The 13,770-nt window shown below is 69.3% G+C and carries 8 protein-coding genes and 2 pseudogenes; 5 read left to right on the forward strand and 5 right to left on the reverse strand.

All coding sequences use genetic code 11. The features are described from left to right. Positions 1 to 184: 184 nt before the first annotated feature. Both QMK24_RS38905 and QMK24_RS38910 read left to right on the forward strand, forming a co-directional pair. Positions 185 to 864: pseudogene (locus QMK24_RS38905) on the forward strand (helix-turn-helix transcriptional regulator); the annotation flags it as partial. A gap of 472 nt (positions 865 to 1,336) precedes the next feature. After that, positions 1,337 to 2,128, forward strand: coding sequence for a S1 family peptidase (locus QMK24_RS38910; protein ID WP_283471624.1), 792 nt, complete (start codon positions 1,337 to 1,339; stop codon positions 2,126 to 2,128). A gap of 122 nt (positions 2,129 to 2,250) precedes the next feature. Here the strand turns inward: QMK24_RS38910 and QMK24_RS38915 are convergent, their stop codons facing one another. The 3 genes from QMK24_RS38915 to QMK24_RS38925 all read right to left on the reverse strand — a co-directional run bounded on the left by QMK24_RS38915 (position 2,251) and on the right by QMK24_RS38925 (position 6,282). After that, the gene (locus tag QMK24_RS38915; RefSeq protein WP_283471625.1) at positions 2,251 to 2,871 is read right to left on the reverse strand and encodes a hypothetical protein; all 621 of its coding nucleotides are present in this window, start codon (positions 2,869 to 2,871) and stop codon (positions 2,251 to 2,253) included. A 181-nt stretch (positions 2,872 to 3,052) separates the two neighbouring features. Beyond that, positions 3,053 to 5,155, reverse strand: a complete 2,103-nt coding sequence (locus tag QMK24_RS38920; protein WP_283471626.1) for an RICIN domain-containing protein — start codon at positions 5,153 to 5,155, stop codon at positions 3,053 to 3,055. A 509-nt stretch (positions 5,156 to 5,664) separates the two neighbouring features. Next, positions 5,665 to 6,282, reverse strand: coding sequence for a TetR/AcrR family transcriptional regulator (locus QMK24_RS38925; RefSeq protein WP_283471627.1), 618 nt, complete (start codon positions 6,280 to 6,282; stop codon positions 5,665 to 5,667). A 95-nt stretch (positions 6,283 to 6,377) separates the two neighbouring features. Between QMK24_RS38925 and QMK24_RS38930 the strand changes: the two genes are divergently transcribed. Together QMK24_RS38930 and QMK24_RS38935 are read left to right on the forward strand one after the other, a co-directional pair. After that, positions 6,378 to 7,715 carry an MFS transporter gene (locus QMK24_RS38930; RefSeq protein ID WP_283471628.1) on the forward strand — a complete coding sequence of 446 codons (1,338 nt, stop codon included), beginning with the start codon at positions 6,378 to 6,380 and terminating at the stop codon, positions 7,713 to 7,715. Positions 7,716 to 7,866: 151 nt separating this feature from the next. Continuing rightward, complete coding sequence (locus QMK24_RS38935; protein ID WP_283471630.1) at positions 7,867 to 8,943, forward strand: alpha/beta hydrolase; 1,077 nt, start codon at positions 7,867 to 7,869, stop codon at positions 8,941 to 8,943. A 62-nt stretch (positions 8,944 to 9,005) separates the two neighbouring features. On the opposite strand, the gene QMK24_RS38940 is transcribed toward QMK24_RS38935, so the two are convergent. Beyond that, complete coding sequence (locus tag QMK24_RS38940) at positions 9,006 to 9,980, reverse strand: MASE1 domain-containing protein (protein WP_283471631.1); 975 nt, start codon at positions 9,978 to 9,980, stop codon at positions 9,006 to 9,008. Next, positions 9,980 to 10,936, reverse strand: a complete 957-nt coding sequence (locus tag QMK24_RS38945; RefSeq protein ID WP_283471633.1) for a PP2C family protein-serine/threonine phosphatase — start codon at positions 10,934 to 10,936, stop codon at positions 9,980 to 9,982. Before QMK24_RS38945 ends, QMK24_RS38940 begins: the two co-directional genes overlap by 1 nt. An 800-nt stretch (positions 10,937 to 11,736) precedes the next feature. Here QMK24_RS38945 and QMK24_RS38950 point away from each other — a divergent pair. Continuing rightward, a pseudogene (locus QMK24_RS38950) lies at positions 11,737 to 13,291 on the forward strand (ThuA domain-containing protein). Positions 13,292 to 13,770: the final 479 nt, after the last annotated feature.

The following is a 13,770-nucleotide window of genomic DNA, read 5'->3' on the forward strand; positions in this document are numbered from 1 at the left end:
ACCAGGAAAATGAGATCAAACCCCACGTACGGGGCAAACGTCTCCGCTCAGCACGCGACGAAATGAGAATCCGACACCGCGAACGAGAAGCAGTGAGAATCCGACAGCTTCAATGCGACAGGACAGCGTCGTTCACGTCCGTCCGTCGGCGGGGGTCAGGTCACCTGCCAGGTGACGCCGTGGGGTGCCAGGAAGTCGAGGAAATCGGCCGGGTCGTAAGCCCGAGCGGGGGTCACCCCAGCTCCGCGCCCCGTGGGGCATCCGTTTCGGGCCGCAGGAAGGCACCGGCTTCCATGTGATCCTGCAGGGTGGGCGATGTGGTGTTCATGCCCCGTGAACTCGGGCACGCGATCGCGGACGCGCCGACGACAGCGCTGATCGACGCCGCGACGAGACCCCTGGCCGAGGTACGCGGTGCGGGTGCCGGGCCCGGGGGTGGCCGCCGAGCCACTGCCCGGCACTCCCGGGGTCCTGCCCGCGCTCCTCGACGTCCTGCTGCTGTACATCCTCAGGGCCTGGTACGACGAGCAGGCCGAACACGCGACAACCGGCTGGGGCGCGGCCCTGCGCGACCCGGCGGTGGCCGCCTCGCCGCGTGCCATCCACCGTGAGCCCGCACGGCCGTGGACCGTCCGGGCCCTCGCCACCGAGGCGGGCCTGTCCCGATCGGCCTTCGCCCAGCGGTTCACCTCGACGGTCGGCTCCCCGCCCCTGGGCTACCTGACCTGGTGGCGCATGACCTCCGCCGCACGGATGCTGCGCGATACCGACCTGCTTCTGCGCTCGGTGGCCGAACAGACCGGCTACACCTCCGGGTACGCCTGCGCCAAAGCCTTCAAAAGGGAGTTCGGCGCAGCCCCAGGCCGGGCATCTCCCCCGGCTCCCGGAGGACGATGTCGCCCGGCGGGACCTGGAGATGTCCCTGGTCTGCTTCGCACCGCTCGTACCGCGTCCCGGCCAGTGACCTGCGTCAGGGTGGTTGGTCGCCAGCGGCTAAGAAACGGTCCCCGCACGGCGATGAGCTCGGCGGGCGCGTCAGGGCGATGAGGTGGACCGCGGTGGCGAACTCGACCAGCTCGGTTCCGGGGATCCCGGCTGCGTATCGGCGGGCGATATCCCCGAAATCGGCCACGTCGAGCCGGCCGATCCCGACCAGATTGGGGACGACGATCGTGGCCGGAAAGGCACGCTTACCGCAGGATTCTCTTCCGCAACATAATCGCACCGGCACTCTTGCGGGCCCGGCCTCTCGGAACCGGATCTCTTGCGGTGTTTTCCGGATCTTGAGTTGACATGGACCTGATGAGCGAGCCTTCCCCCCACGAGAGGAAGACCGTTGAAGAACTTCCTGAAGCCACTCAAGAGATACGCGGCGATCGGCGCAGTCGCACTCGCCGCTTTCAGCCTCCAGCCCCTCAACGCCCAGGCCGCCGCACCCAGTCCGAAGCCCAGCCCGTCCGTCGTCGGCGGCACCCGCGCCGCGCAGGGCGAGTTCCCCTGGATGGTCCGGCTGTCGATGGGCTGTGGCGGCGCGCTGTACACCCAGCAGATCGTGCTCACCGCCGCGCACTGCGTGGACGGCAGCGGCGCGAACACCTCGATCACCGCCACGGCGGGCGTCGTCGATCTCCAGAGCGGCAGCGCCGTCAAGGTCAAGTCCACCCGCGTCCTCCAGGCCCCCGGGTACAACGGCAGCGGCAAGGACTGGGCGCTGATCAAGCTCGCCAAGCCCATCAACCTGCCGACCTTGGCGATCGCCACGACGACGGCTTTCAACTCCGGCACCTTCGACGTCGCGGGCTGGGGCGCCAGGAGTGAGGGCGGCGGCCAGCAGCGCTACTTGTACAAGGCGAAGGTGCCCTTCGTCAGCGACGCGTCCTGCAACAGCTCCTACAGCGGCGGGATCATACCCGACGAGGAGATCTGCGCCGGATTCGAGCAGGGCGGCGTCGACACCTGCCAGGGCGACTCCGGTGGCCCGATGTTCCGCAAGGCCAACAACAACCAATGGATCCAGGTCGGCATCGTCAGCTGGGGCGAGGGCTGCGCACGGGCCGGGTTCCCGGGCGTCTACACCGAGGTGAGCACCTTCGCCTCCGCCATCCAGAGCGCCGCCTCTGGTCTCTGACCACCTGACGCGTCCCTACCCGGTCGACCCGGTGCCCACCCGCGCGCGGGTGGGCACCGTCGTGCTCGGGCCCGGCGGAGTAGTGACCGCAGCGTCGGGGACCGGGGGCGCCCGCGCTCTGGCTACTGCCGCTGGAGACCGGACCGGCGCCGACGAACCACCAGGACCACGATGACGGTCGCCCCGATGACCCCCGCGGCGATGCCCCCCAGAAGGACGATGGACGACGAGCCGGCCCGGTCCGAGGCGGTCGGCCGGGCGGCAGGATGGCTGGTGGCCGGGGCGCCGGAGACCATGGGAGCGGACGGAGTGGCCGTGACGGAGGACGACCCGGGCGCCGGACGGCCGGGAACAGCCGTGACCTTGAGGGTGACCTTTCCGGCGCCTATCGCCGGGAACGCGGATTCCGCCGCGACCTGCCAAGTGCCGGGCGGCAGCGGCATGGCGACGGTGTAGGTCCCCTGCCGCACATCCAGCGGAGTGAGGGACCAGGGCCCGACCGACCTGCCGTCCGCCGCCGTCGCCTGCAGGCTGGCGGCGACCTTCTCGTCCACGGGGTGGTGGTCCTCGTCCCAGGTGGCCACGATCGTCAGGCGGCCTTCCGCGTTGCCGGTGATCTCCAGGTGGATGGTGTCACCGTGGGCGGCGGCCGGCCGCGTGAAGAGCAGGGACAGCACAGAGACGAGGGCGAGCAGGAGTGCGGCCGCGGACGGCCGGGGCAGGCGGAGAGACGGCAGAGACATCGGGGACCGGCTTTCGAGAGGGTCGGGGAGCGGAGTAGGCCGCCAGCGACGGGCAGGCCGCGCGAGTACCGACGGGCCCGCCCGGTGGGGGCGGGCCCGTCGGCTCAGGTGGTTTCGGCCGTCCGCCGCCCCTGGGGCGGCGCGGGACGCCACGGTGGCCGGGTGGCGGACGGCCGCCGCGTCAGGACGTCGACTGCTGGAACGTCCAGCGCTGCCAGGCCTGGTTGCCGGGCTGCTGAAGCTCCAGCAAGGCCCCGCCGTAGTAGTCGCGGTTGCTCACTCCCAGGACGAGCGAGGAGCCCTTGACGCCGAGCGTGTAGCCGGTTGCGTTGGCGGTGATCTTCCACGCCTGCGCAGCGGCACTGCTGCACGGCTGCTGGGCGACCCACTGGCCCGCGACGGGCTGCCCGCCGATCTGCAGGCACTTGCCGGACACCACGGACTTGACCCGGACATAGCCGCTGCCGGCGTCCTCGAACAGCCACTGCTGATTGGTGTAACCGTGGCGCTGGTAGCCGATGAGCACCGCGCCATTGGCACGGGAGGCGCCGAAGACGTCGGCGGCCTGACCGGTGAAGCTGTTCAGCATCAAGTAGCGCTTGCCGGGCTCGACCGGGCCGGCCGTGCCGGTGGACGGCTGGGTACGGAACGCCACCTGGCGACCGGGAGCGGAGACCTTGCCATTCCCGCCATGTACGGCGACGGCGACCTTGTACTGCGTGCCGGGCCGCAGGCTGACCACGCGCACGGTGGTGGCCTTGACGGTGCCGATGTTCTTCTGGTCCAGCAGCAGGTCGTAGCCGGTGGCGGCGTTGGCAGGCTTCCAGCTGAGCACCGCGGAATTCTGGGTCAGCTGGCTCACGGCGACGTCAGGACCGGTTGTCGGGTTCGGCGTGGGGCCGGTGGTCGGAGTCGGGGTCGGGGTCGGCGTGGGGCCGGTCGTCGGCGTGGGCGTGGGCGTCGGGGTGGGATTCGGGTTGGGGTTGGGGTTGGGGTTGGTGCCACCGTTGCTGAGCAGGAACTGGTTGTCGGCCACGTTCCAGTGGGTCGTCAGGTAACTGCCCGGCTGCGGGCTGGTGTTGAAGTAGTCGTCGTGGTTGCAGTCGAGCCGGTCGTCGCTGGCGCGGTCCGGGCAGCGGATCTGCATCTGCGGGTGGTACGGAGTGTCCGAGTAGCACATGAGGTCCCACTCGTCCACGCAGTGGCCGCCCCCGCTGCTGTGCGGTGCACTGTTGTTGACCGCGCCGAGGTTGTGACCGAGCTCGTGCGCGGGCGTCGAACCGCCCCAGCAGCCGGAGTCCGTCCGACCGTAGGAGGGGCCGAAGTTGCTGGTGTTCTCGGGGCCGGGACGCTCGTCGCCGGCGAAGCTGCCGATGCCGCAGTAGACGTTGGCGTCCGCGAAGATCATGTACTTGCGGTCGCGGCGGTTCAGGCCCTGGGTCGCCAGCGCCTGGTTGGTGGCGCTGAAGTCCTGCAGCGCTCCGGCCGGCACCTCGAGGTTGAGTACCGCGACGGTGCAGTCGGATTCGGTGACGTACCGGATGTGGCGCACACCGCCGGTCTCCGCGGCGCTCGCGTTGTAGATGACGTCGGAGTCGTGCGCCCACTTCTTGTACGAGGGCAGGTACTCGGCGAACCGGTTCGAACCGGGGCCGTGCACATAGACGACCTGAACGCGGTTGCCGGTCGACCCGTCACCGTCACAGACCACGGCCGACGGTCCCGGCTGGGCGTCCTGCACCGCACCGCCCTTGGCCGTGGAACCGGTCGAGGCGGGCGGCGCCGAGGCGACGGCCTTGCCGGGGCGGGTGACGTCCAGGGTCACCGGCACGTCCGAGAGCAACTCGGCGCCGCCGCCAGGGGCTTTGCCGCCCCCGGCCTTGGGTATGGAGGCCACCGGAGCCGCCTTGACGGCCGGAGGTGTGACCTTGGTGATGTCCAAGCCCTTGGGCGGTGAGTCGGGTCCGTGGGTGCACTGCTTGACGCCCTCGACCTCGAAGCCGCCGACGCACGCACTGTGCTGGGGAGCGGCCTTCAGGCCCTCGTAGACCAGGCCCTTGCGCGGTTCGTCACGCGGAACGGAGTCCAGTGCCTGCGGGGTTCCGGCTTTCACCTGCTGAGCGTTCGCGCCGCCGATGCCGCCGATGCCGCCCGTGCTGGCGAGTGCCGTGACACCGCCGACGACCAGCGTGGCGGACGCCAACGCGACCGCGATGACCGTCCGTCTCTTCCCCGCCGAGCGGCGCCGGTGGACGCCGCGGTCATTGAGCTGCAACAAGTTCATCCCATCCTTGGGTCTGGACTGCGTTGCGGCGGGACACTGCCACATCGAACACCCGTCCATCCAGACGGATTTCGGTGCCATAGGACGAGCTGAAGGTTCAATCGGGCCAACGGTGGGCCGAACTGACACCTGGTCATGGACGCGGACCGTTGACCGCACGCCGGGTATTACGGTGACATTGCACCAGAGGTTTAGACCTCTGGATGCCGAGCCTCGGCGGCCGAACCGTCACACGAACATGAGACCGGCTTAAGACGTTCTTTGGCTCCGCTTAATGCTGCAACCGCCTACGGACGACGTGGCGGTGACCCCGCGACCGTGGCTCACCGGTCGGACCATGACGAATCGCCGACGGTGGAGCAGGTCGGGCGGTGCCCCTCGGGGACCGGTGACGGGGAACTGCACAACAACATGCCGCGGCCGCCGGGACCGTCAGTTGATTCCGGAGGGTCGCAGTGTCCTGCAGGGCCGGGCAGCCGCGGGGTGAACGACCCTGCGGGTCAATCCATCTAGCCCGCCGTCGCCGCCGCGTCGGCCAGTGCCGCGTCGATGAGTGCCGTGGCGACCGTACGGGCCACGACGGCGGCGCCGGGGTCGCGGTCCATCCGGGCGGAGACCCCTGCACCGTCGTAGAGCAGTACCAGTTGGCTCGCCAGTTGCTCCGGGTCGGCCGCGCCCGCCGCTCGGGCGAGGTCGGTGAACAGGGAGCGCACCCAGCCGCGGTACTCGTCCGTGGCCCGGATGACCGGGCTGTCAGGACCGACCTCCGCACTGGCGTTGAGGAAGGCGCAGCCGCGATAGGTGGGCTCGGCGAAGGCTTCGCCGAGCGCGTCGAAGATGGCGAGCAGCTGCTCCCGCGGCACGTCATGGCGGGCGACGGCCGCAGTCACCCGACGGCGGCGGATCTCGTGGCGGCCGGCCAGATAGGCGCTGATGAGCCCGTCCTTGTTCCCGTACGCGCTGTAGAGGGTCGCCTTGGCGACGCCGGCACGTTCGATCACCCGGTCGATGCCGACGACGTGGATGCCCTCCTCGTAGAAGAGCTCGTTGGCGGCTGCCAGCAGACGTTCACGCGCGGTGGGACGGCCGGGGGTGGCGGGTCGGTCTGCGGTCGTCTTGGTAGCCATGACTTGACAGTACCAGACCGGTCTGTCTACCGTAAGATCCACTAGACAGACCGGTCTGATCGGTCTGGCGCCCGTTAGGCGAAAGAAGTCCTCCGATGTCCCTTCCGCCGAACTTCCCGGTGACCGACCCCTTCGTCCGGCGAACCTGGCGGCTCACCCCCGGTGTCGCCTTCTACCTCCAGGCGTCGATCGTGGTGGCCTTCCTCGCCGCCTCCAGCGCCCCCACCCCGCTCTACGCCGTTTACCAGGGCGAATGGGGCTTCTCCCCGATCACCACCACCATGGTCTTCGGCATCTACGCCCTCGCCGTGCTCGCCGCGCTGCTCACCGTCGGATCCCTGTCGGACCACATCGGACGCCGTCCCGTCCTGCTCGCGGCGATCGCGCTGCAGGCCGTCGCGATGATCGTGCTGACCACGGCGGGCGGGGTGAGCGAGCTGATGATCGCCCGGATCATCCAGGGGCTGTCGACCGGCGCGGCGGTCGGCGCGGTCGGCGCGGGGATGCTCGACCTCGACAAGGCCAAGGGCACCATCGCCAACGCGGTCGCCCCGATGACGGGCACCGCCACCGGGGCCCTCGCCTCCGGACTGCTGGTCCAGCTCCTGCCCGCCCCCACCCATCTCGTGTACGTGGCCCTCCTCGGCGTGTTCGTACTGCAGGGCGCCGGCGTCGTCCTGATGCGCGAGACCTCCGCGCCCAAACCGGGCGCACTCGCCTCGCTGCGCCCCCGCTTCGGCGTCCCGAAGGCGGCACGAGGACCTCTGCTGGTCGCCGCGCCGGTCCTGATCGCGGTCTGGGCGCTGGCCGGGCTCTACGGTTCCGTCATCCCGGCGGTCGTCCGCAGCGTGGTCGGCTCCGATTCCCTGCTGCTCGGCGGCCTCGCTCTGTTCACCCTCGCCGGAAGCGGCGCGGTGACCGTACTGCTGCTGCGCAACGCCGCCCCGGGCCGCGTGATGCTCCTCGGCACCGTCGCCCTGATCGTGGGGGTCGGCGTCACTCTGCTCGCCGTCGACCACAACGTGACGGCCTTGTTCTTCATCGGGACGGTCATCGCCGGGGTCGGCTTCGGCGGCGGCTTCCAAGGCGCGATCCGCACCATCGTCCCGCTGGCCGCTCCGCACGAGCGGTCCGGGCTCCTTTCCACCATCTATGTGCTCTCCTACCTGGCCATGGGACTGCCCGCGGTGATCGGCGGCTTCCTGGTCGTGTACGGCGGGGGGCTGCTGGCGACGACACGGGAGTACGGGATCGCCGTGATGGCGCTCGGAGCGCTCGCGCTGCTGGGACTGGCGGTGCCGCGACGGGGAACGCGCGGGGCACGGGAGTCCACCGTGGTGACCAGCAGCGTTCACACAGTTCAGGCCGGCGCTGCCCAGGACCGTGGGGTTCAGGACCGCTCGCTCCAGGACGTGGAGTTCGCGAAGCGGTAGTAGGTAGCGCCCGGCGCCCCCTGACGCGGCGCAACACACGGGTGTGGCCGCCGACGATGCCACAGCAACTATGGTTTCCGATGTAAACCCCCATGGAGCGGGCGCCGGGCGTCCGGCGGCGTCGTCGCACCAGAACAGCAGAGGAACCTGTGTGACCCTGACCGGAACCTCATTCTGGGTCGTGCTGATCGCCGCGACGGCCGTGATGGTCATCGGCACCATGCTCCTCTGGGCGAAGATCCCCGGACCACGGCTGGTGCGGGCAGCCACCCGGCTCATCATGATCCTGCTGTGCCAGCTGACCGCGATCTCCGTGGTGGCGGTATGGATGAACAACAGCTACGGGCTCTACTCCTCCTGGGACGACCTGCTTGGGACCGGCAACTCCAACACCATCGCGATGCCGGGCCCGCCCGTGGCCCGTGCCCAGTTCAACCGCAGTGGCAACAGGCTTCTGGACACGTATTTTCACGGAACGCACTCGAAGCTGTCCGGCCAGGTCATCGTCTGGACCCCGCCGCAGTACGACGACCCCAAGTACCGCGACACCCGCTTCCCCGTCCTGATGCTGCTGCACGGAGTCCCCGGGTCCCCGCAGTCGTGGCTGGAGCACGGCGGCATGCCTGACGCCGTCCAGAAACTGGTCGACGCCCATCAGGCGCACCCGTTCATCCTGGCCATGCCGGTGATCAATCCGGGCGGTGTCGACACCAATTGCAGCGACGTGCCGAACCGCAAGGTCGCCACCTGGCTGGCGTCGGACGTTCCCGACCTGCTGCAGCGGAAGTTCCGTACCGTGCCCGGTCCCAAGGGCTGGGGAGTACTGGGATTCTCCACCGGCGGCTACTGCGCCGCCAAGCTTCCGCTTCAGTACCCGCACGTCTTCGGCGCCGGCGCCGCGCTCGATCCGGACCCACTGAGCGGTGACCCTTCGGTCCTGCCCGACCAGGGCCTGCGCGAGCGCAACAGCCCCACGCACCTGGTCGCAGGCTCCCAGGCCGACGTGGGGATCTTCCTCGCGACCTCGGCCCAGGACCGCGACAGCCCGCCGTCCTCGATCGAACAATTCGTCCGCGCGGCCCAGGGCAGCAAGGTGCGCGTGAAGACCATGCTGCTCGCCAGCGGTGGACACAACTACGGCACCTGGATCAGCGAGTACCCGGCAGCCATCGGCTGGCTCAGCCAACAGCTCACTCCACCGCAGCAGTCTGCGCCCCCGAAGAAGTAACCCGGCCACCTCGTCGGCGCATGAGTATTTCGTGCTCAGCGGCCCGCACACGTCCGGTGCGCTTACCTGCCCCTGTCCCCCGGACCACCCGAGGCGAGCTGCTCCACGAGAGTGGCCAAGTCCTCGCAGGCACGCTCAACCCTGCGCCGGACGTTCCTTTGTTCGGTGACGATCGCAGCCATGAGCAGGGCGGTCAGCGCGACCGACCCGTTGAACGCGGCGAGGTTGACCGTCACCTCGAACAAGGTCTGGCCCTGGAACGGGCCCACACCGTCGGTCCCAGCGACGACGGCGAGCAGTGAGGCCAGACAGGCGCACGGTGCGCTGCCGGCGAGCTCGAAGCGCAGCGCCGCCCAGAGGATGACGGGAAAGACCACGAAAAGCAGCGAGAGCGAGCTTCTTGTTGCCAGCAGCATGACGGGGATCGCGATCACCAGCAGCGCGGTGGCTTCGGGCCACCGGTCGGTGGCCCGGGGCAGCCGTAGTTTGTGCATCACCAGGAGCAGCGGCGTGAACACGAGGACGCCCATGGCGTCACCGGCCCACCACGCCGACCAGATGGGCCAGAAATCGCCCCTCGGGAGTTTGCCGCTCAGCGCCAGTACGCCGGCTCCGGTGCTGGCGCTGATGAGCATCGCTCCCAACGCGCCGAGGAAGATCAGCGCGGTCCCGTCACGCAGCCGGTCCAGCTCGGGCCGGAAGCCCACCTTGCGCAGCAGGAGCCAGGCACACACGGGAGCGAGCGTGTTGCCGGCCGCGATGACGAGGCCGGCGGGCGCGAAGGAGTCGTGGATCGTGAAGATCGCAAGGAGTGCGCCGATCGCGATACCGGGCCAGATCCGCAGTCCCAGGTAGAGGAGGCAACTGAGCGCGATGCCGGTAGGCGGCCACAACGGAGTGACGACCGCGCCGTCGGCAACCACTTGTCTGAGCAGACCAAGACGTGCGGCTCCGTAGTAGACAGCGGCCACTATCAGTGCCTGCGCCGCAGCCATGGCCGGGTTCTTGCTGCCCGGACTCAGCAGCGCGATCGGCATCAGGCGCCGCCCTGGGCCGGCGACCGCGGTGTCCGCGGTTCAGGCATCGCACTCACCGTGAGATCCGGCGGGGTCTCACGCGTGCGGTCAAGCGGGGTCTCACCCGTGCGGTCCGGCGGGGTCTCGCCGGTGCGGTCCGGTGGGCCGTCATGGCGCAGGACGACCACCGCGGCATCGTCCTCGTGCCCGGTCAGATCGGCGGCCCGCAGGACCGCGTCGGCCAGTTCGTCGGCGTCCGCGTCCGCACGCGAGCCCACGATCCGCAGCACGTTCTCCAGACCGTCGTCGATCGGGAAGGACGGGCCCTCGATGACTCCGTCCGTGAGGAGGACCAGGACTCCGGCGGTCGTCAGTTTGCGCCGTGTCACGGGATAGTGCTGCCCTGACGCGATCCCCAGCGGAAGGCCTCCCGCGCCCTCGGTGATTCCCGACCCGCCGTCGACGGTGGCCCAGACCGCCGCGACATGGCCGGCGCGCGCACTGGCGACCTCCCACGCACGCGGATCGAAGCGCACAAGCGTCGACGTCGCGAAGAGGCCGGTCTCGACGGAGAGCAGCAAGTCGTTGGTCCGCCCCAGTACCTCACCCGGGTGCACACAGGTACTGGCAATCGCCCGCATGCCGATTCGGATCTGGCCCATGACAGCCGCCGCCTCGACATCGTGGCCCTGCACATCCCCGATGGCGAAGCCGAGAGCGCCGTCCGGGAACACGAATCCGTCGTACCAATCACCGCCGATGTCCAGGCCACTGCGTGCCGGAGAGTAGCGGGCGGCAGTCCGCAGCCCAGGAAGCGACGGCAGCGCGGCCGGGAGCATCCCCCGCTGCAACGCCTCGGCCAATTCCATGCGGGCCTGGTGCAGCTTCACTTCGTGCCGCGCCCGGACCGTCAGCTGCTGCAGCGCGGTCAGCAAATCGTCCGCGCTCGGCGAGCGGGGAAGACGACGCCGGCTCATGGGCCACTCCGCGGTGCGCTCGTTCCCGAACCGCGGCGAAGTTGCATCGTCGCGGCATGGACCACTGTGGCGGACAGCGCGAACACGCTCAGCCCCACGCTCCGAGCGATTCCCTCCATCATCTGGCGGAATCAAACCATTCTGCGATGCTCTTCCTTATATAGGGCAATTCTGTATAAACCTTATCCCACCGGTGATCCCGCCGCTCGCCATGGGCGCAGAAGAGGTACCGGCCGGCCCGGTACGCGTGCGGAAGCCCGGTCCGGCGGGATCACGCACGGCGTCATCGAGAACACACCCAGGTGCTCGGGCGCCGGCGCGAACCGGTCCGCGCTCCGCGCGGGACACGAAACTTCGACGAGCAGGTGACCTCGGTCGCCGGGACCCGCTCCCGGCGACCGGGGTGCTTCCGGGTGCTTCCGGGTGCTTCCGGACAGCCACCATGCTTGGACTAGACCAGCCCGCCGCCAAGACCAGCGCCGACCATTCCGACTCCGCAGAGCGTATCGGCGCAGTACAGCGCGTCTTTGAGATGCGTGGGCCGCCGGAAACCACCGGAGAGGGGTAACTGCCGGACAGGCAGGAGGTCTTGACGGGGCCATGCCCCGTCGGTTAAATCACCACCTGGATTAAGTCGTGAACAAAGTGCGACGCGCCTACCCCTCCGCCAGGAGGTTTCCGTATCCCGTCCAACACGGGAGCCCCACTCCCCTGTTCGTCGCGTGCCGACGCCCCCGCTTCACTTCCCCCGCACGATCCCCCCACCGCCTCTCCGCCGTGCCCAGGAGGAAACCCCATCCATGTTGCGATCCCGCACGGCACACTCCGTGCACCGCGTGCTGATACGACTTCTCGCGCTGTGTACGATCCTGCTCGGATTCACCGCCGCCCCGGACTCCGGCACCGCGCACGCGGCCCCCGCCTTCAAGGTGCTGGCGTTCTACGACGGCACGTACGACGCGGCGCACATCAGCTTCGTCCACGAGGCCAACCAGTGGTTCCCGCAGCACGCGGCGGAGAACGGCTTCTCGTACACCTCGACCAACGACTGGAACCAGCTCAACAGCGCGAACCTGGCCAACTACCAGGTGGTGCTGTTCCTGGACAATTACCCGCATACTGCCGCCCAGCAGAGCGCGTTCAAGACGTACCTGGACAACGGCGGCGGCTGGATGGGCTTCCACGTATCGGCGTACAACGACGCCACTCCCAGTGACTGGTCCTGGTACCACAACACCTTGCTGGGCACCGGAACCTTCAAGAGCAACACCTGGGGCCCGACCGCCGAGACGCTGAAGGTCGAGGACCGCACCCACCCGTCGATGGCGGGACTGCCGGCGACCATCGCCTCGTCGGTCAGCGAGTGGTACAGCTGGACAACGACCTTCGCCAGAACCCCAACATCGACATCCTGGCATCCCTCGACCCGTCCACCTTCCCGGTCGGCACCGATCCCGCACAGACCTGGTACAGCGGCTACTACCCGATCATCTGGACCAACCGTCAGTACAAGATGCTCTACGCCAACTTCGGCCACAACGCGATGGACTACAGCACCAACACCGCACTGTCGTCGACCTTCGCCAGCGCCCAGCGGAACCAGTTCCTCCTCAACGGAATCAAGTGGCTCGGCGGCGCCGGTTCGTCGAACCCGGGTGCCGGCTTCACGGTCGGCGTGACGCCCGCCTCGGGCTCGGTTGCGCCGGGCGCCTCGGTCACAGCCACGGTCAATACGGCGGTCACGACCGGCGGTACGGCGCAGAGCGTGGCGCTGACCGCGAGCGGCGCCCCGCCGGGTGCGACGGTCTCGTTCAGCCCGGCGTCGGTGACTTCGGGCGGCAGTTCGACACTGACCGTGGCCACGACCTCGGCGGCCGTACCGGGCACGTACCCCATCACGGTCACAGGCACCGGCTCGTCGGGCGCACAGACGGCCACGTACAGCCTCACCGTGACGGGCACCGGTGGCGGTTCGGGCGCGATCACGGGCTACGGCAGCAAGTGCGTGGACGTGGCAGGTGCCAGTGCCGCGAATGGTGCCGCGGTGCAGTTGTACGACTGCAACGGCACCGCCGCCCAGACCTGGACGGTAGGCTCCGACGGCAGTTTGAAGGCGCTGGGCAAGTGCGTGGACGTCACCCCACCGGCACCGCGAACGGCACCACGGTCCAGCTCTACGACTGCAACAGCAGTGCCGCCCAGAAGTGGACCCCGGGCACCGGCAGCACCCTCGTCAACGCCGGCTCCGGCCGCTGCCTGGACGCCACAGGCCCCAGCTCCGCCAACGGCACCCGACTCCAGATCTGGACCTGCAACAGCGGCGCCGCCAACCAGCAGTGGCAACTCCCCCGCTGACCGCTGACCGATCGGTGATTCCCCGGCCCCGGAACGGGGGCCGGGGCCCTGGGACACGTGTGTCTTGCCGTCCGATTGCACCGCGTCGAGCCGTGCGGTCACCGTACGGCTGTCGCTTGACAGCACCGTCAGATTGTCGTGGGCGAGCCCGCTGAAGCCCGCCACGAAGGAGTCGTACGACGCAGCGAAATGATGTCCGCCCAGGTTCCACACTCCGCCCGTTCGACGCCGCCCTCCACTCGAACGGTGCAAATAGCGTCATGTCCCTGCAGCGGCCCGACCCACTACCGGCCGCGCTGCGGGGGCACCGGGGCCGGCCGTCCAATCCGGCAATAGTTTCCGGTCGCTAGTACTAGTGCAGCGCGTCGCAGGTCCTTTGCCGGTTGGGCGGGCTGGGCGCGGTCACGCCTCGTGGTCGGCGAGGTGGACGATGGCGGCGGTGTCGAAGGCGTCGTTGGGGTGGCCGACGTCGGCGCCGG

It is taken from the genome of Streptomyces sp. PH10-H1, from assembly GCF_030063355.1.
Taxonomy (GTDB): domain Bacteria; phylum Actinomycetota; class Actinomycetes; order Streptomycetales; family Streptomycetaceae; genus Actinacidiphila.

Excerpts from the sequence above, each read along its gene's own strand:
- QMK24_RS38915 (WP_283471625.1), bottom strand. The coding sequence starts at position 2,871 with ATGTCTCTGCCGTCTCTCCGCCTGCCCCGGCCGTCCGCGGCCGCACTC.
- QMK24_RS38920 (WP_283471626.1), bottom strand. The coding sequence starts at position 5,155 with ATGAACTTGTTGCAGCTCAATGACCGCGGCGTCCACCGGCGCCGCTCG.
- QMK24_RS38925 (WP_283471627.1), bottom strand. The coding sequence starts at position 6,282 with ATGGCTACCAAGACGACCGCAGACCGACCCGCCACCCCCGGCCGTCCC.
- QMK24_RS38930 (WP_283471628.1), top strand. The coding sequence starts at position 6,378 with ATGTCCCTTCCGCCGAACTTCCCGGTGACCGACCCCTTCGTCCGGCGA.
- QMK24_RS38940 (WP_283471631.1), bottom strand. The coding sequence starts at position 9,980 with ATGCCGATCGCGCTGCTGAGTCCGGGCAGCAAGAACCCGGCCATGGCT.
- QMK24_RS38945 (WP_283471633.1), bottom strand. The coding sequence starts at position 10,936 with ATGAGCCGGCGTCGTCTTCCCCGCTCGCCGAGCGCGGACGATTTGCTG.